General features: G+C 39.5%; 18 protein-coding genes. 17 read left to right on the forward strand and 1 reads right to left on the reverse strand.

Annotated features, from left to right (window positions below):
- The first annotated feature begins 603 nt into the window (after window positions 1–603).
- The 15 genes from mioC to glmU all read left to right on the forward strand — a co-directional run bounded on the left by mioC (window position 604) and on the right by glmU (window position 14510).
- A complete protein-coding gene (gene mioC / locus H5092_RS19410) occupies window positions 604–1053 on the forward strand; it encodes an FMN-binding protein MioC (protein ID WP_182734719.1) in 450 nt (149 codons plus the stop codon).
- A gap of 428 nt (window positions 1054–1481) precedes the next feature.
- A complete protein-coding gene (gene mnmG / locus H5092_RS19415; protein ID WP_004335230.1) occupies window positions 1482–3371 on the forward strand; it encodes a tRNA uridine-5-carboxymethylaminomethyl(34) synthesis enzyme MnmG in 1890 nt (629 codons plus the stop codon).
- Window positions 3372–3386: 15 nt separating this feature from the next.
- Entirely contained in the window at window positions 3387–4007 is a 621-nt protein-coding gene (gene rsmG, locus H5092_RS19420; RefSeq protein ID WP_004335232.1) for a 16S rRNA (guanine(527)-N(7))-methyltransferase RsmG, read from the forward strand.
- A gap of 14 nt (window positions 4008–4021) precedes the next feature.
- The gene (locus H5092_RS19425; protein WP_004335235.1) at window positions 4022–4807 is read left to right on the forward strand and encodes a ParA family protein; all 786 of its coding nucleotides are present in this window, start codon (window positions 4022–4024) and stop codon (window positions 4805–4807) included.
- A gap of 20 nt (window positions 4808–4827) precedes the next feature.
- A complete protein-coding gene (locus tag H5092_RS19430; RefSeq protein ID WP_039488567.1) occupies window positions 4828–5754 on the forward strand; it encodes a ParB/RepB/Spo0J family partition protein in 927 nt (308 codons plus the stop codon).
- Between the two features lie 142 nt (window positions 5755–5896).
- A complete protein-coding gene (locus H5092_RS19435; RefSeq protein ID WP_004335240.1) occupies window positions 5897–6277 on the forward strand; it encodes an ATP synthase subunit I in 381 nt (126 codons plus the stop codon).
- Window positions 6278–6291: 14 nt separating this feature from the next.
- Window positions 6292–7149: a F0F1 ATP synthase subunit A gene (gene atpB / locus H5092_RS19440; RefSeq protein WP_024597178.1), complete on the forward strand. Its 858-nt coding sequence runs from the start codon at window positions 6292–6294 to the stop codon at window positions 7147–7149.
- A gap of 61 nt (window positions 7150–7210) precedes the next feature.
- A complete protein-coding gene (gene atpE / locus H5092_RS19445; RefSeq protein ID WP_007585980.1) occupies window positions 7211–7453 on the forward strand; it encodes a F0F1 ATP synthase subunit C in 243 nt (80 codons plus the stop codon).
- Window positions 7454–7494: 41 nt separating this feature from the next.
- Entirely contained in the window at window positions 7495–7965 is a 471-nt protein-coding gene (gene atpF, locus H5092_RS19450) for a F0F1 ATP synthase subunit B (RefSeq protein ID WP_004335264.1), read from the forward strand.
- Window positions 7966–7981: 16 nt separating this feature from the next.
- Window positions 7982–8515, forward strand: a complete 534-nt coding sequence (gene atpH / locus H5092_RS19455) for a F0F1 ATP synthase subunit delta (protein ID WP_004335267.1) — start codon at window positions 7982–7984, stop codon at window positions 8513–8515.
- 14 nt (window positions 8516–8529) lie between these two features.
- Window positions 8530–10071 carry a F0F1 ATP synthase subunit alpha gene (gene atpA / locus H5092_RS19460; RefSeq protein ID WP_004335270.1) on the forward strand — a complete coding sequence of 514 codons (1542 nt, stop codon included), beginning with the start codon at window positions 8530–8532 and terminating at the stop codon, window positions 10069–10071.
- 60 nt (window positions 10072–10131) lie between these two features.
- Window positions 10132–10992 carry a F0F1 ATP synthase subunit gamma gene (gene atpG / locus H5092_RS19465; protein ID WP_024597176.1) on the forward strand — a complete coding sequence of 287 codons (861 nt, stop codon included), beginning with the start codon at window positions 10132–10134 and terminating at the stop codon, window positions 10990–10992.
- 33 nt (window positions 10993–11025) lie between these two features.
- Window positions 11026–12411 carry a F0F1 ATP synthase subunit beta gene (gene atpD, locus H5092_RS19470; RefSeq protein ID WP_004335274.1) on the forward strand — a complete coding sequence of 462 codons (1386 nt, stop codon included), beginning with the start codon at window positions 11026–11028 and terminating at the stop codon, window positions 12409–12411.
- A gap of 13 nt (window positions 12412–12424) precedes the next feature.
- Window positions 12425–12847 carry a F0F1 ATP synthase subunit epsilon gene (locus H5092_RS19475; protein ID WP_004335277.1) on the forward strand — a complete coding sequence of 141 codons (423 nt, stop codon included), beginning with the start codon at window positions 12425–12427 and terminating at the stop codon, window positions 12845–12847.
- Window positions 12848–13151: 304 nt separating this feature from the next.
- On the forward strand, window positions 13152–14510 hold the full coding sequence (gene glmU, locus H5092_RS19480; RefSeq protein WP_182734721.1) for a bifunctional UDP-N-acetylglucosamine diphosphorylase/glucosamine-1-phosphate N-acetyltransferase GlmU: 1359 nt from the start codon (window positions 13152–13154) through the stop codon (window positions 14508–14510).
- A 28-nt stretch (window positions 14511–14538) separates the two neighbouring features.
- On the opposite strand, the gene H5092_RS19485 is transcribed toward glmU, so the two are convergent.
- Entirely contained in the window at window positions 14539–15381 is an 843-nt protein-coding gene (locus H5092_RS19485; protein ID WP_182696217.1) for a LytTR family DNA-binding domain-containing protein, read from the reverse strand.
- A gap of 144 nt (window positions 15382–15525) precedes the next feature.
- Here H5092_RS19485 and H5092_RS19490 point away from each other — a divergent pair, with 144 nt between their 5' ends.
- Together H5092_RS19490 and H5092_RS19495 are read left to right on the forward strand one after the other, a co-directional pair.
- Complete coding sequence (locus tag H5092_RS19490) at window positions 15526–16755, forward strand: acyltransferase family protein (RefSeq protein WP_182734725.1); 1230 nt, start codon at window positions 15526–15528, stop codon at window positions 16753–16755.
- A gap of 83 nt (window positions 16756–16838) precedes the next feature.
- Entirely contained in the window at window positions 16839–18623 is a 1785-nt protein-coding gene (locus H5092_RS19495; protein ID WP_182734737.1) for a choice-of-anchor I family protein, read from the forward strand.
- Window positions 18624–19016: the final 393 nt, after the last annotated feature.

The raw sequence follows: 19016 nt of genomic DNA on the forward strand, positions 1-19016 counted from the left end.
AAACTTTTGATCTACTAATCCACCAGCAAAATACATAAAAAAAGCAGCTATAAATACGCATTAAATTAAATATATTGAGATCACTTATCCACAAAACCTAATTTTTAGCCAAATAAATAGTAAATTGAGCCACCTCGCAGAGAAAAACCTAATGTTCTATTAAAAATTATCTGTTTATAAGCTTATTTTTAATTAATTTCGTTAGATCAGCCCAATTAGATCATTTAATAAAATTATTTTCGATCTAAATTTAAGGTTATCAACAACCTTTATATCCACATTATGATCACCTTGTGCTTTTTATGCCTAGATTTATAATTAAGTCTTTCACTAAATAGTAATATCAATAACTTAGCGATTATTAAACAACCTAAAAGGTGTGTTTAAACAGAGCTTTCCCCACTGTTATCAACAACTTGATCAGAAGATTACATTTAAAGATATTTTGTTAATTACTATAATATCAACAACTTAAGGAGGCGTTTTCAAATAAGAGTAAAATTAGCACAAAAATAGTTATACAAAAAAGCACTCTTAACTTTACTGTTACTCACACTCAGTTATCATAGGCAGCAATTAAAACCAATGTGATCACTAATATTCATGAGTTCAGTAAATCTTATTGTTGGCAGCCAAATGGGATCAGCCGAGTATGTTGCAGAGCAACTAAGCGACGCGCTTAATAACCTTGGTATTGCTACAGAACTACATGATCAGCCTGAATTTAGCGATATTGATCAGCAAAATACTATTTGGTTAATTTGCACATCTACTTATGGTGCAGGTGATTATCCTGAAAACTTTATTAGCTTTGTTGAAGATGTGACTCAAGCTAATGATTTATCGGAATTAAAATACTCAGTAATCGCTTTAGGTGATACCAGTTATGACACTTACAACCAAGCTGGACGTAATATAGATGCCTTATTATCTCAAAAAGGCGCTATAAAAGTAGCAGAACGCTTAGAGCTTAATATTCTCGATGAAGCACTACCAGAAGACACAGCATTAGCATGGTTAGACTCTTGGATAACCAAAACAGGCTTAAAATAGATAGATCAAGTAAAAAGTTATATATAAAGTTACCCACAATTTACTAATAATTTAATAGATTTTGTGGATAAAGATTGAATAAACTGCTTTTTAAAGCATGCTTATCCATGGGATAAGATCCAACTGATTCAGCCCTGTGCATAAGGTGCCTTTTTGATCAGAGCTTATTTGCGGGATGATCCGATCATATTAACACCTTTAGATCTGATCTAATTTCATGTTTTAAATGAAGATCTAAACCTTATCAACAGAAAAGCTGATCAGTAGTAGTTATAGTAATAAAAGATCTCTTTAAAAGATCCTTTATATTATTAGAGATCACATACTTAGATCTTGCTCTTTGTTTAATCATTTATCTTCTGCCAATTTCTAGGTAGAATACGCTCCCTTTTGAAGTTTACCGGTTTGATTTAAGTAGGATCCCATTAATGATTTTTCACGAAAATTTTGACGTTATCGTAGTAGGTGGTGGACATGCTGGCACTGAAGCCGCATTAGCAGCTGCCCGTATGGGGATGAATACCCTGCTACTGACTCACAATATGGATACCCTTGGTCAAATGTCTTGTAACCCAGCGATTGGTGGGATTGGCAAAGGTCATTTGGTAAAAGAAATTGATGCGCTTGGCGGTGCAATGGCACAGGCCATTGACAAAGGCGGGATCCAATTTCGCACACTAAACTCTTCAAAAGGACCTGCTGTTCGTGCAACTCGAGCACAAGCAGATCGCGCTTTGTACAAAGCAGCTATTCAAACAACATTACAAAATCAAGATAACCTTAAGATTTTTCAACAATCATGTGATGATCTTATTGTTGAAAATGATCGTGTTACTGGCGTAGTAACTCAAATGGGTTTACGTTTTAGTGCTCCAAGTGTTGTTTTAACCGTGGGTACTTTTTTAGGTGGCCAAATACACATTGGTTTAGAAAATTACAAAGGCGGTCGTGCTGGTGATCCACCATCAATTGCATTGGCTGAACGTTTACGCGAACACCCTTTTAGAGTGGATCGCTTAAAAACAGGTACTCCGCCACGTATTGATGCACGTACTGTTGATTTTACAAAAATGGAAGCACAGCCTGGTGATATGCCAACTCCTGTATTTTCATTTATGGGTAAACAATCAGATCACCCACAACAAATACCGTGTTACATCACTTACACAAACGAAAAAACACATGATGTTATTCGTAAAAACCTACATCGCTCACCTATGTACTCAGGTGTTATTGAAGGTATTGGTCCACGTTACTGCCCATCAATTGAAGATAAAATTGTACGTTTTGCGGATAAAGATAAGCACCAAATATTTGTTGAACCTGAAGGCTTAACATCATACGAATTATATCCAAATGGTATTTCTACTAGTTTACCGTTTGATGTACAACTTGAGATTGTGCAATCTATTTCTGGTTTTGAAAATGCACATATTTGTCGACCAGGCTATGCAATAGAATATGACTACTTTGATCCACGCGACTTAAAACAGTCTTTAGAAACAAAATTTATCGAAGGCTTATTTTTCGCGGGTCAAATTAACGGCACTACCGGTTATGAAGAAGCGGGTGCACAAGGCTTAATTGCAGGTATGAATGCTGCGTTAAAAGTGCAAGGTAAAGATTCTTGGACACCACGTCGCGATGAAGCTTACGTCGGTGTATTAATTGACGACTTAGCAACACTAGGTACGAAAGAACCTTACCGCATGTTTACTAGCCGTGCCGAATACCGTTTACTTCTTCGTGAAGATAATGCAGATATTCGCTTAACTGAAAAAGGCCGTGAGCTGGGTTTAGTTAATGACGAACGTTGGCAGGCATTTAACGAAAAAATGGAAGTAATTGAGAAAGAAAAACAACGCATTAAAGATACGTGGATTCATAAAGATCACGTTGTTGTTGATCAAGTAAATGCATTACTAAAAACACCATTAACTCGTGAAGCAAGTTTAGAAGAATTACTTCGTCGTCCAGAGATTCGTTATAACGATCTTATGGCTATTGACGGTTTAGGATCTGAATTTACAAACGTAGCAGCACTTGAACAAGTTGAGATCCATACTAAGTACGCAGGCTATATTGCGCGTCAACAAGATGAGATCAATAAGCAGCTTCGTCATGAGCAAACAATTTTACCAAAAGAGTTTGATTACAAAACTGTATCAGGTTTATCAAATGAGGTTGTTGCTAAGCTTATTGAGTCACGTCCAGACACTATTGGCCAAGCATCGCGTATTTCTGGTATCACCCCAGCGGCGATTTCGCTATTATTAGTGTATCTGAAGAAGCAAGGCTTATTACGCAAATCTGCGTAATGATAAGGGTACATAGTGTTACAGCAACAATTAACTACATTGTTAGCGCAAACTGATATTGCGCTAACGGAAAAACAACAGCAACAGCTAGTTCGTTACGTCGAGTTATTAGATAAGTGGAATAAAGCTTATAATTTAACTTCGGTACGCTTACCTGAAGAAATGATGATTAAGCATATTATGGATAGTTTAGTTGTTGCACCTCACTTACCCGGTCATCATTATATTGATGTTGGCACAGGGCCTGGCCTTCCGGGCATTGTATTAGCGATTGCATTACCTAACACACAATTTGTGTTACTAGATAGTCTAGGTAAACGCGTTCGCTTTTTAATGCATGTTAAACATGAGCTTGGCCTTGATAACGTAACACCTGTTCAGTCAAGAGTTGAAGAATATCAGCCAAGTGTTAAATTAGATGGCGTACTCAGTCGTGCATTTGCTTCATTACAAGATATGGTTGACTGGTGTTCGCACTTAATTGATCATTCGGGTAAATTTATAGCGCTTAAAGGTGTGTTCCCTAGTGAAGAGCTAGAGTCATTACCTACTGGCGTTAAGTTTGAGCAAAAAATTGCATTAGAAGTACCTAAGTTAGATGCACAACGACATTTAATTATTCTTTCTAAAGACTAGGGATCAGAGACACCGTGGCAAAAGTCATCGCATTAGCAAATCAAAAAGGTGGAGTGGGTAAAACTACAACCGCTGTAAACCTCGCTGCGTCTATGGCTGCAACGAAACGTAAAGTGCTGTTAATTGATCTCGATCCGCAAGGCAATGCGACTATGGGAAGTGGCGTAGATAAGTACGGCGACGTACCAACTATTTACGACTTACTCATTGAAGATAAACCTATAGAAGACGTTATTATCAAAGAAACGTCTGGCGAGTACCATATGATTGCTGCAAACGGTGATGTAACCGCTGCAGAAGTTAAACTTATGGAATTATTTGCCCGTGAAGTGCGCTTACGTAACGCACTTGAAAAAATTCAGGATCAGTACGAATTTATTTTTATCGACTGTCCACCCTCTTTAAATATGTTAACTGTTAACGCAATGGCCGCAGCTGATTCTATTTTAGTGCCAATGCAGTGTGAGTATTATGCACTTGAAGGGTTAACCGCATTAATGGATACGATTACGCAGCTTGCTAAGTTAGTAAACCCTAGCTTACAAATTGAAGGCATACTTCGTACTATGTACGATCCGCGTAACCGTTTAGCGAATGACGTATCAGAACAATTAAAACAACATTTTGGCGACAAAGTATACCGTACGGTGATCCCGCGTAATGTTCGTTTAGCAGAGGCACCTAGTTTTGGTACACCTGCTATGTATTATGACCGGGCATCAAGTGGCGCTAAAGCATATTTAGCACTCGCTGGTGAAATGTTACGTAGAAAAGAAAAAACAGCGTCCGTTGTCGCCTAACTTTGAGGTAAAAAAATAACATGTCTGCTAAAAAACGAGGTTTAGGCCGAGGACTCGATGCACTTTTAAGTTCGTCAAAGCCTACACCGAGCGCAAGCAAGGAACAAGACACATCAAACGTGACTGAAGCTGTAAAAAATGCGGCTGGGCCAAATAACAGTGAATTACAAAAACTCCCAATCGAGTTTTTACACTCTGGTAAATATCAACCTCGTAAAGATATGTCCGAAGAGGCACTAGAAGAGCTTGCTAGTTCTATTCGCTCACAAGGTATTATTCAACCTATAGTCGTGCGCCCTATTGCACAAAATAGTTTTGAAATTATCGCCGGTGAGCGTCGTTGGCGTGCAGCGCAAATAGCTAAGCTTGAAACAGTACCTTGTATTATTAAAGACGTACCAGATGAAGCTGCAGTAGCTATTGCGCTAATAGAAAATATTCAACGTGAAGACTTAAATGCCATGGAAGAAGCGGTTGCGTTAAATCGCTTACTCAATGAGTTTGAACTAACACATCAACAAGTAGCAGATGCGGTTGGCAAATCACGCACTACAGTGACTAACTTACTTCGTTTAAATAATTTAAACAGTGATGTAAAAATTCTGTTAGAACATGGCGACATTGAAATGGGGCACGCTCGTTGTTTATTAGCCCTTGAGGGAGAAGCACAATCAGATGCTGCTCGTTTAGCTGTTGCTAAAGCACTAACCGTTCGTGAAACCGAGAAGTTAGTTCGTTCAATTTTAGAACCCGTGCCAGCTAAAGAAATAGCTGAAAAAGATCCAGATGTTAAACAGTTAGAGCAACAACTAGCTGAAAACCTAGGTGCCAAAGTAGAAATAAATTACAACAAAAAAGGCAAAGGTAAGCTTGTTATTTCTTATACTAATTTGGACGAACTTGACGGCATTTTAAATCGCATTAATCAAGACAATACCCACCATTAGTTTTCTACATGTCTAAAAAGGGACATTTGTAGCTATTTCGTGTTACAAAGCGTCTACTCAAGTTGCAAAACTGGCAGGATTAAGTATAATTTCGCCAGTTTTCACACCCTAACAATTAGAACGCAATAAAGGTTAACTAAACGTGACTGATAAGTTAGCGAGTCCATATCGACTTGCCGTATTAAAGTTAATTTGCCTTCAGGGTGTTGTAGCATTAGTTGCTGCTGTAATTATTTGTTTTAGTTCGGGAGTCAATGCAGCGCTTTCATCACTCGCTGGTGGAGTTGTCGCAGTACTTCCGCACTTTGTATTTGGTCTTTATGCATTCCGACATATGGGTGCAAGTCGAGCAAATCAAGCGTATGCCTCGTTGAAACGCGGCAACGGATTAAAATTTATGCTAACAATTGTATTGTTTGCGCTAGTACTGAAGCATTTTCCGGTAATTTTATTACCCTTTTTTAGTACTTATATACTGGCGCTCTTTACTGGATTGTTCGCACCCGTTTTTTTTAAACATTAACTTTGGGATATAACATGGCAGCAGAAGAAGTTACTCTATCTGGCCATATCCAGCACCATTTGACCAATGCTAAGATGTGTTCGACCGATACAGGTCTCGCCTTCAATAAAGCATGTACGGATAGTGGTTTCTGGACATGGCATATAGATACCCTCGCATGGTCTATCGGTTTAGGTCTTATATTTTTATGGATCTTTCGTAGTGCCGCTAAAAAATCAACACTAGGTGTACCTGGAAAATTTCAATGTTTCATTGAAATGGTAGTAGAGTTTGTTGGTGACAACGTACGTGATACTTTCCATGGTAAAAGCAAGCTTATTGCACCATTAGCATTAACAATATTCGTTTGGATATTTTTAATGAACTTAATGGATTTAATACCGGTTGACTTTTTACCTGCATTAGCTGGTTTTGTTGGTGAGACTGCGTTTGGTATGGATTCACACGATGTGTACATGAAAATTGTACCAACGACTGACATTAATATGACTGCAGCGCTAGCGCTGGGTGTATTTATTTTAATGATAGGCTACTCAATTAAAATAAAAGGAATCGGTGGTTTTATTAAAGAACTAACACTTCACCCGTTTAGTTCAAATAATACTGCACTACAAATCCTTTTAATCCCGTTTAACTTATTACTTGAACTGATTGCGCTGGTTTCTAAACCGTTTTCATTAGCGCTACGTCTGTTTGGTAACTTATATGCAGGTGAATTGATTTTCATCTTGATCGGCGCTATCGGATTTATGCAATTACCATTGCATTTTGTTTGGGCTGTATTCCACATCTTAGTAATTGTATTGCAAGCATTCGTATTTATGATGCTTACGATTGTATACCTAAGCATGGCAAGTTCAGATAATCACTAATTTTTAGATTTACAATTTTACTTTTACTTTTAACTTTACAATTGAAACTTTGGAGAAATAAATGGAAGCTTTAGAATTATTAACAGGCTTAAAATACATCGCAGTAGCTTTACTAATCGGTTTTGGTGCGATCGGCACTGCAATCGGTTTTGGTAACATGGGCGGTAAATTCCTTGAAGCATGTGCGCGTCAACCTGAGCTTGCACCTTCGCTACAAGTTAAGATGTTTATTCTTGCTGGTCTAATCGATGCTGTAGCAATGATTGGTGTTGGTATCGCTATGGTATTGTTGTTCGTACTTTAATTTTATTTTTTGAACAGCTTACTATTTAAGGAGGAGCGGTTGTGAATTTAAACGCCACTCTTATCGGTGAATTGATTGCGTTTACGGTGTTCGTATTATTTTGTATGAAATACGTATGGCCACCACTAAACGGTGCAATTGAAGCTCGCCAGAAAAAAATCGAAGATGGTTTAGCTGCCTCTGATAGAGCCGAAAAAGACTTAGAACTTGCGCAAAAGAAAGCTGCTGAACAGCTTAAAGATGCAAAAGCTCAAGCGGCTGATATCATTGATCAAGCTAAAAAGCGTGCAGTGCTAATTGTTGACGAAGAAACACTTCGTGGTCAGCAAGAGCGTGAAAGTATCATTGCTCAAGGGCACTCTGAAGTTGAGTCTGAACGTAATCGCATAACAGAAGAGCTACGTAAGCAAGTAGCAACTCTGGCAGTGATTGGTGCAGAACGTATTTTAGAGCGTGAAATTAATCAAGCCGCACATAGTGACATCGTTGAAAAACTTGTCGCTGAGCTGTAATTAGGAGGGTATGAGCATGTCTAATTTGACTACTATCGCTCGCCCATACGCTAAAGCGGCTTTTGAACTTGCCGTTGAGAAAGGCACTCTAGAAAGCTGGAATGATATGTTGTTCTTTGCAGGCCACGTAGCCAGCAATGAACAAGCATCATCTGCTTTAGCAGGTATGCCTACAGCTACTGCACAAGCTGAATTATTTATTCAACTTTGTGCTGAGCAGCTCAACGAACAAGGTCAGAACCTAGTTAAGGTGATGGCTGAAAATGGACGTTTGACAGCTCTACCTGACGTTGCTGAGTTATTTGCTGAATTTAAAGCAGAATACGATAAAGAAATCGAAGTAGATGTGATTTCTGCAACTCCTCTTGTTGCTGCGCAACAAGAGTCATTGGTAGCGGCACTTGAAAAACGTTTCGCACGCAAAGTTAAGCTGAATTGTAGTGAAGACGCGTCAGTGGTTGGTGGACTTATTATTAGGTCTGGCGACACTGTAATCGACGGTACTATTCGCGGTAAATTAAGCCGCTTAGCTACAACACTACAATCGTAATTGGGAAAAAGAGCATGCAACTTAATTCCACTGAAATTTCAGATCTGATCAAACAACGTATTGAGAAGTTCGAAGTTGTAAGTGAAGCTCGTAACGAAGGTACTATTGTATCTGTTACTGACGGTATCATCCGCATCCACGGTCTTGCTGACTGTATGCAAGGTGAAATGATTGAGCTTCCTGGCAGCCGTTATGCTATCGCACTAAACCTTGAGCGCGACTCAATTGGTGCAGTAGTAATGGGTCCGTACGCTGACCTTACTGAAGGCGTAAAAGTATATACAACTGGTCGTATTTTAGAAGTTCCTGTTGGTCCTGGTCTACTTGGTCGTGTTGTAAACACACTAGGTGCTCCAATCGATGGTAAAGGCGCTTTAGATAACGACGGGTTTGAACCTGTAGAAAAAATTGCACCAGGTGTAATCGAGCGTAAATCAGTAGATGAGCCAGTTCAAACTGGTTATAAATCTATCGATGCGATGATTCCAGTTGGTCGTGGTCAACGTGAACTTATCATAGGTGACCGTCAAACAGGTAAAACTGCACTAGCAATCGATGCAATCATCAATCAAAAAGACACAGGCGTTAAGTGTGTGTACGTTGCGATTGGTCAAAAAGCATCTACTATTGCAAACGTAGTTCGTAAATTAGAAGAGCATGGTGCACTAGCAAATACTATCGTAGTTGTTGCATCTGCTTCTGAATCTGCGGCACTTCAGTACTTAGCACCGTTCGCGGGCTGTACTATGGGTGAATACTTCCGTGACCGTGGTGAAAACGCATTAATCGTATATGATGATTTGTCTAAGCAAGCAGTTGCTTACCGTCAAATTTCATTACTACTTAAGCGTCCACCAGGCCGTGAAGCATACCCAGGTGACGTATTCTACCTTCACTCTCGTCTTTTAGAGCGTGCATCGCGTGTAAACGCAGATTACGTTGAAAAGTTCACTAATGGTGAAGTGAAAGGTAAAACTGGTTCATTGACGGCATTGCCAATCATTGAAACTCAAGGCGGCGACGTTTCTGCGTTCGTACCGACTAACGTTATCTCTATCACCGATGGTCAGATCTTCTTAGAAACTGACTTATTCAACTCAGGTATCCGTCCGGCAGTAAATGCTGGTATCTCGGTATCGCGTGTTGGTGGTGCTGCACAAACTAAAATCGTTAAGAAACTAGGTGGCGGTATTCGTCTAGCCCTAGCTCAGTACCGTGAATTAGCTGCGTTCTCGCAGTTCGCGTCTGACCTTGATGATGCAACTCGTGCTCAACTTGAGCATGGTGAGCGTGTAACAGAGCTAATGAAGCAGAAACAGTACGCGCCAATGTCTGTTGCTGAAATGTCTTTGTCGTTATTTGCTGCTGAAAAAGGCTTCCTTCAAGACATCGAAATCGCGAAAATCGGTGACTTTGAAGCAGCTTTACTTTCTTATGCAACTAGCACATACGCAGAGCTTGTGGCTCAAATCAATGAAACTGGTAACTTGAATGCCGAGATCGAAGCGCAGCTTAAAGAACTTCTTACGAAGTTCAAGTCTACGCAAACTTGGTAATTTAGTTATTAATGGTGCGCTTTAGGAAACTAAAGCACACCTTGATTCGGAGAGAGAGTCATGGCCAGCGGAAAAGAGATTAAAAGCAAGATCGGGAGTATTAAAAATACTCAAAAGATCACTAGCGCAATGGAAATGGTTGCTGCGTCTAAAATGAAAAGGGCGCAAGAACGCGTTGCTTCAAGCCGTCCATACGCTAATAAATTACGTGAAGTAATTGGTCGTGTTGCTCAAGCAAATCTTGATTTTACTCACCCGTTCTTAAAAGAACGTGAAGTGAAACGAGTTGGTTATATTGTTATCTCTACAGACCGTGGTCTGTGTGGCGGTTTGAACTCAAACGAGTTTAAGAAAGTTGCACTTGATGTTAAAGCGTGGAAAGAGAAAGGTGTTGATGCTGAATTTGCTACTTTAGGTAGTAAGGCAGCAGGCTTCTTTCAACGTTTTGGTGGTCAACTACTCGCTAAAAAAGCGGGCCTAGGAGATAAACCTTCAGTACAAGACGTTATTGGTCCTGTAAAAATTATGCTTGATGCATTTTCTGAAGGCAAAATAGACCGTTTATTCTTGGTATATAACAAATTCGTTAATACCATGAAGCAAGAGCCAATTATAGATCAGTTACTCCCTTTGCCAAAAGCTGAAGAAGAAGTATCTGCTCACACATGGGATTACTTATACGAGCCAAACCCAGAGGCTATTTTAGAGTCTTTGTTAGTACGCTTTATTGAGTCTCAAGCATACCAAGGTGTGGTAGAAAATGCTGCCTCAGAACAGGCTGCTCGTATGGTTGCAATGAAAGCTGCAACTGATAACGCAGGTGACCTTATGGACGAGCTACAGCTTGTTTATAACAAGGCTCGCCAAGCAGCAATCACACAAGAAATTAGTGAGATTTGTTCTGGCTCAGCAGCAGTTTAATGCTTCGGGTAAAGATTAACGAGAGGAATAGACATGAGTTTAGGTAAGGTCGTCCAAATTATCGGCGCCGTTGTGGATATTGAATTTCCACAAGATAGCGTGCCAGCGGTATACCACGCACTAAGAGTAACAGATGGCGATTTAGCTGGTTTGACTTTAGAAGTTCAACAACAGCTAGGTGGCGGTGTAGTGCGTACTATCGCTATGGGTACTACTGATGGTTTACGTCGTAGTGCTTTAGTTATGAATACAGGTGAATCGATTCAAGTTCCAGTTGGTAAAGCAACACTTGGTCGTATCATGAACGTACTTGGTGAGCCAATCGATGAAGCGGGTCCAATCGGCGAAGAAGACCGTATGTCTATTCACCGTGCAGCGCCTTCATACGAAGAGCAATCAAGTTCAGTTGAGCTTTTAGAAACTGGTATCAAGGTTATCGACCTTGTATGTCCGTTTGCTAAAGGTGGTAAAGTTGGTTTATTCGGTGGTGCCGGTGTTGGTAAAACTGTAAACATGATGGAACTTATCCGTAACATCGCAATCGAGCACAGCGGCTACTCAGTATTCGCAGGTGTTGGTGAGCGTACACGTGAGGGTAACGATTTCTACCATGAGATGAACGATTCAAACGTACTTGATAAAGTATCGCTTGTATACGGTCAGATGAACGAGCCTCCAGGTAACCGTTTACGCGTAGCGTTAACAGGCCTTACTATGGCTGAAAAGTTCCGTGATGAAGGTCGCGATGTACTTTTCTTCGTAGATAATATCTACCGTTATACACTTGCTGGTACTGAAGTATCTGCACTTCTTGGTCGTATGCCGTCAGCGGTAGGTTACCAGCCTACACTTGCTGAAGAAATGGGTGTGCTTCAAGAGCGTATCGCTTCAACTAAGACTGGTTCAATTACATCAATCCAAGCGGTATACGTACCAGCGGATGATTTAACGGATCCATCTCCAGCAACTACCTTTGCTCACTTAGACGCAACAGTAGTACTTTCACGTGATATCGCATCACTTGGTATCTACCCAGCGGTAGATCCACTTGATTCATCTTCGCGTCAACTTGACCCACAAGTAATTGGTCAAGAGCACTACGATACAGCACGTGGCGTTCAAACAGTTCTTCAGCGTTACAAAGAACTTAAAGACATCATTGCAATCCTAGGTATGGACGAGCTTTCTGACGAAGATAAGCAACTTGTATCTCGTGCACGTAAAATCCAACGTTTCCTATCTCAGCCATTCTTCGTGGCAGAGGTGTTTACAGGCGCGTCTGGTAAATACGTATCACTGAAAGATACAATTGCTGGCTTCAAAGGCATTTTAAACGGCGAGTTTGATGAGCTTCCAGAGCAAGCGTTTTACATGGTTGGCTCTATCGAAGAAGCTCAAGAAAAAGCCAAAGGCATGTAACTAGGAGGGTAGTATGACAGCTATGACTGTACATCTTGACGTAGTAAGCGCAGAGCAGAGCTTGTTCTCTGGTCTTGTTGAATCGATTCAAGTATCTGGTAGTGAAGGCGAGCTGGGTGTAAACCTAGGTCATGCTCCACTACTAACTGCCCTTAAACCTGGTATGGTACGTTTAGTTAAGCAATATGGTCACGAAGATGTGTTATATGTTGCTGGCGGTACATTAGAAGTTCAACCAAATCACATCACGATTCTTGCAGATACTGCGGTTCGTGGTGAAGATTTAGATGAAGATTCTGTACAAAAAGCTAAACGTGAAGCTGAAGAACATATGGCGAATTCGTCAGCTGTTGAGTTTGATTATCAACAAGCGGCTACGCGACTGGCAGAAGCAGTTGCTCAGTTACGCGTAATTCAGCAATTACGTCACAAGTAAGCCTATCCGGTTTTGAAAAGCCCACTTTATGTGGGCTTTTTTGTGTCTGTAATTTAAACATGGTGTATCGCTTATTTATAATTGTTAAATAACAGGTCTATCAGACTATTATCTGTGCTTTATCACTTATATCCTTCACCAATCCTCGCTACAATAACGTCATCCAATTAAGTGTGTTTTTCAGTCAAGATTCAGTACGAATAAACTAACCTACTGAGTATCTGCACAAGAAGTGATTTACGTAATCTTCTGCACAAACATAATACTTATTTAGCTAAAACAACGGAAAAAGGAAATTGTTTTAATGGCTCTAACAACTGTTATTCTTGCTGCGGGTAAAGGTACTCGTATGCGCTCTGCTCTACCTAAAGTTTTGCACAATGTTGCAGGTAAACCAATGGTACAGCACGTTATTGATAATGCGATGGCATTAGGTGCAACGACTACAAACTTAGTTTACGGACACGGCGGCGATCTATTACAACAACAACTTGCCGATAACGATGTAAATTGGGTACTTCAAGCAGAACAACTCGGTACTGGCCACGCAGTAGCGCAAGCCAACTCTCATATTAACGATGAAGACACAGTATTAATTTTATACGGCGATGTACCGCTAACAAAACAATCAACTCTAGAGCGTTTATTAGCTGCAACACCTAAAAATGGTTTAGCGGTATTAACGGTAAATTTGGTAAACCCAAATGGCTATGGTCGCATGCTTCGTGTTGGTGGTAAGTTAGTCGGTATTGTTGAGCAAAAAGATGCAAGCTCAGAGCAGTTACTTATTAACGAAGTAAATACAGGCATTATGGCTGTTAACGGTAAGCTATTAAAAACTTGGTTAGGTAACTTATCTAACAATAATGCACAAGGCGAGTACTACTTAACAGATATCGTTGCAATGGCTCACAGTGAAGGCGTAGAGATCACTTCAGCGCAACCAGATCATGCAATGGAAGTTGAAGGCGCAAATAACCGTATACAACTTGCAGGCTTAGAGCGCGCTTACCAAGCATGGCAAGCAGAAGAGTTAATGTTAAATGGCGCAACACTCGCCGACCCTGCCCGTATAGATGTGCGTGGCAATGTTAAAACAGGCGAAGACGTATTAGTTGATATAAACGTTATCTTTGAAGGTAATGTGACCCTTGGTAACAATGTACAAATTGGCCCTAACTGTGTACTTAAAAACTGTACCATAGGCGATAACGTGGTAATAAAGGCGAATACCTTAATTGAAGATGCAAGCGTAGCTGCTAAATGTACGCTGGGCCCTTATGCTCGCCTTCGCCCAGGCGCTGTAATGGAAGAAGACTCACACATTGGTAACTTTGTTGAGATGAAAAAAACACGTTTAGGCAAAGGCTCAAAAGCCAACCACTTAAGTTATTTAGGTGATGCTGAAATTGGCGAAAAAGTGAATATTGGCGCTGGTACTATTACCTGCAACTACGATGGTGTTAATAAATCAAAAACTATTATTGGCGATAATGCTTTTATTGGCTCTAATTCATCACTCGTTGCCCCAGTAAATATAGGCGCAACTGCAACAATTGGTGCAGGCTCTGTGATCACCAGTACCGTTGAAGATGACCAATTAGCAATAGCACGCTCTAAACAGCGTAATTTAACGGGTTGGAAACGCCCAGTTAAAAAATAACAATTAGAGGCTACTTAGGTAGCCTTTTTTATTTTAGTTGAAGTTTAAATTGCTCTTTATAGCGTCTAGATAGGTTTAGTACTTTACCTGTAGTTAATTTTATTTCACTGTCGCCACTGGATAGTGGTGTAATAGACTCCACTTTATCGAGTTTTACGCCATGGCTGCGGTGAATTCTACAAAACCCCTGCACTTCAAGTTGTTTACTTAATGCTGTAAGCGTTGCCCTTAACGGATATATACGTGAGCCTATATGTAGGTTTACATAATTACCCGACGATTCAAGCCAATCAACATCCTCTATTTTTATAATGAATTCTTTTCCGAGCTTTTTAACTAATAGGCGGTTTATGGTCGATGTTGTTTGCTGCTCACTTTCTTCAATTGAAGAGGCTTCACCTAGTAACTGCTGCACCACATATTGATATACTTTGATAAGTACGATGAAAAACACAAAGCTTATAGCGTCTTTCTGGTATTCATAAATAAGCTCAAACCAGCTAAGTCCAAAGTTGTAAGACCCATCATTCAACAAATATATGAATTTACGAACCCCTACCATAATACCAACGTGTAACACGCTAAATATAATAGAGGCAGCAAAGTACATACCTAATGAGGCCGTAATATTTTGCCAATTAAAAGATAAGTGTCTTAAAAACCAAATTAAAATAGGGAATATAAGCAAAGTACTCAAGGCACTTGAATACTCCCAAATAAATGGCTCCCACATTAAAAAAGTTAAAGCTCCCTCTCTTTGGGCTTCCATTATTTGGGTTGTAGCGTTTACTGTATTATTAATTAATACGTAAGCACACAGTAATACTGATGCGTAAATGCTTTGAAAACGTTGAAAGTGCTGTAGGTTCATAAATATATGCTTATTGCTGACGTGGCACGCTTATCCCTGTATACCACCTTTTATCACTATTGCTTGTAATATAAGCACTTATAGATAGTTTTAGCGAGAGCTTTAGGTATGAATAACGCATAACATACATAAAGTAGTAAAAGCATGAGCACTCAAGTACAACAACCTTCATTAGTTAATTCGCGTAAATATTATCTTGATTGGCTTAGGATAATCGCATTTGCGTCGCTAATTTTTTATCACATTGGCATGTTGTATAGTGAAAACTGGGGATTTCATTTTAAAAGTAATTATACATCACAGTATGTTGAATATTTAATGTTGGTGTTTTCACCTTGGCGCATGTTGCTCATTTGGTTTATATCGGGCGTAGCACTGCGTTTTATGATTGATAAAGTACGCAGCTTTAAGTCTTGGTTACATTTCACCTTATACCGCTCTATTTTTTTACTGTTACCCTTGCTGGTGGGGTTATGGTTAATAGTGCCTTTACAGCTGTTTGCAGAAATGTCACAGCAAGGTGTTATTGATATTAGCTATTGGCAATTTTATTTAGCTTTTATAGAGACTAACAATACGCTTTTTATTAATTATCAGTCTGGAGTGTGGCCGAATGTGGATGTAAATCACTTATGGTATTTGCGCTCGTTGTGGCAATTTATGCTGATCATTATTGTTTTAACTCTTTTTGCACGCTTGCCTTTTATTACGCCTTTAAAAACCTTTGTTAAAGGGGATATGTCATTTGGGCTTTTAATTACCTTGCTCACTATTGCCGTACTATTTACAAGCCATTACTTAACTGGCGATTCAATTAGAGAGACTAACGGCTTAATACTGCTACTCACAGGATACATACTTGCCAAAAACACTTACTTTTGGAACTGCTTAAATAAAAAATTAGTATTACTAGCTTTGAGTTTTGCGGTTTTGTTTGTACTTATAATATTAAGTTATCAGAAGGTGTTTACTCTTCCTCATTTTATTTTAAGCGCTAGCTACAATATTCAACGTGTTGTAGGTGTATTTTTTGTACTTGCGCTCGCTCACCGATTCTTAAATTTTAATACTTACTATTTAAAACAGCTCAATGTATGGGTGTTTCCCTTTTATTTATTGCATCAAAGCATTTTGATTATTTTGTGTTTTTTACTACAGCCTTTAAGTTTAGGGCCTGGTGCTGAACCATTCATCATTATTATAGGGACTTGGTCTTTTTGCGGTGTTATTACATGGGGTATTACACGTATTGATGTACTTAGACCTTTGCTAGGGGTTGCAATTAAACGAGATTATTCCCCGACTGTAAAAATACTTGGCTATACGGCTGCTTTAATTTTAATAACTCCGCTAGCGTATAAGCTAATTACTTAGGCTAAGGGGCTGTATTAAAATTGCCATAATCTTGTCATGCCTGTGTGTTGATATTTAGCAAATACAATACTAAGGAAAATCACATGTTTAAAAAATCAATTATTGCGCTGTCACTTATATCTGTTCTTACTGGTTGCTCACTTGATGGTGACGATGGCCAAAACGGCTCTCAAGGATTACAGGGAGAACAAGGCGCAAATGGGATAAATGGTGTAAATGCTAATTCAGTATTAAATATTAGCCTCGTAGGAAGAGGAGTATTAAATGCACAAAGTCCAGAAGGTGCCGCTGAAATAGTTGCTTACCAAGCATCTAAAAAATGGATTTACGCTATTAACAGTTCAGGCGATGACGCTGTTATTAATATTTTACCCGCCGATACCTTTGATACTGCCGCACTCGTTAAAGATAACGAAGGGGTTATCAGCGCCACAAATTTAACGTCCGTTATTACGTTGTCTTTAAACGAGCATACCCAAGGCGATGCAAACAGCATTGCTATTGATGAAAATAATAATTTACTAGCGGTCGCAATGGCTGCTAAAAGCACGGGTGATGCAGGTCAAATTGCTTTTTACGATATAAGCGGCGACTCACCTGTATTTATTAAAAACGTAACGGTCGGATTTTTACCAGACATGGTGACGTTCACCCATAATGGCGCAAAGGCAGTGGTTGCTAACGAAGGTGAACCAAGCGGCGACTACAGCGTAGACCCTGAAGGTTCTATTAGTATTATCGATATAACAAATAATGTAATAGCCGATACAGCAATAAATATTGATTTTAAAGCCTATAACAACAAACAAACCGAACTAGAAGCGCAAGGGGTAGTTTTTGCAAACCCAAATGGTCGTACTATTAACGGTAATCTGATAAATACCACAGTAGCTATGGATTTAGAGCCCGAGTACGTTAGCATTTCTAAAGATAACAAATACGCTTATGTATCTATTCAAGAAAACAATGCACTTGCAATAGTTAACCTACAAGACAACAGCCTTGAGCTAAAGGGCTTAGGCTTTAAAGATTGGTCAAGCTTACAACTTGATGCCTCAGATAAAGATGGCGGCGTTAATTTTAAATCATACCCAGGGCTCTATGGTATGTACCAGCCCGATACTATCTCAAGCTTTAGTTGGAAAGGCGCTAACTTTATAGTCACTGCCAACGAAGGTGACGCAAGAGAATACTTTTTTGATACAACGGATGAAGCAGACTGTATAGCAAAGGGGGGACTTGATTACGATAAAGACGACGGCTGCTTAGCTTATATAGATGAGAGCCGCGTTGAAGACTTAACGCTTGCAGCTAATTTTGATTACTTAAATAACGACGATAACGATATTGGTCGCTTAAAAGTAACAACAATAAAAGGCGATACTAATAATGATGGTCAATACGAATCGCTTTATGCTTATGGTGCACGTTCGTTTACCATTTTGGACAGCAATGGGCTGGTGGTGTTTGATTCAGGCGATGATATAGGTCGTATTACTGCATCGGTTCATGGTGAAGCATTTAACAACAATGAAGATGAAAACAAAGGTGACTCACGTTCAGATGATAAAGGCGCAGAGCCAGAAGCGCTGACTATTGGTAAAATTGACGATCGTACATTTGCTTTTATAGGGCTCGAGCGTATGGGTGGGATTATGGTTTATGATATTACCAATCCATATAATGTGCAGTTTGAAGACTACTTCTATAATAGAGGCTTAATTAAAGACGCTAATATTACAGGCGATTTAGCGCCTGAAGGAATGGAATTCGTTCCAGCTGAGCAAAGTGCTACAGGAAACCCACTATTAATCGTTGGAAATGAAATATCAGGCTCCATTGCCGTATGGGAAATAGCATCTAAATAAACCTTTAATTTAAAATAAAGCTGTGTGTTGTTTGTTTAACATACAGCTTAGTTTAAACCTTACTAATACCTCATCAATAGATACTTATATTGTGCGTGTTTTTTAAACTAAAAGTATCCTGTAGCCCTTTATTTGTATAGCTTTCATACTAAATTCATTTAATTGTCAAAAAGCTGAAATAAAACATTGACCCCCGCTCGAATCTCCCTATAATGCGACCCCACTGAGACGGGAAACGCCGAAGCATAGCGAGGCACGAACTACTCACAGAGTTAAATAAAACTTCGGTTTTAAATCTTCTAAAAAGAAAGTTTAAAACAAAGTGTTGACTCGAAAAATAAAGGGTGTATTATTCGCATCCCTTGAGACGCTAAAGCGACTCAAACGTTCTTT

It is taken from the genome of Pseudoalteromonas sp. SR41-7, from assembly GCF_014163935.1.
GTDB lineage: Bacteria > Pseudomonadota > Gammaproteobacteria > Enterobacterales > Alteromonadaceae > Pseudoalteromonas > Pseudoalteromonas distincta.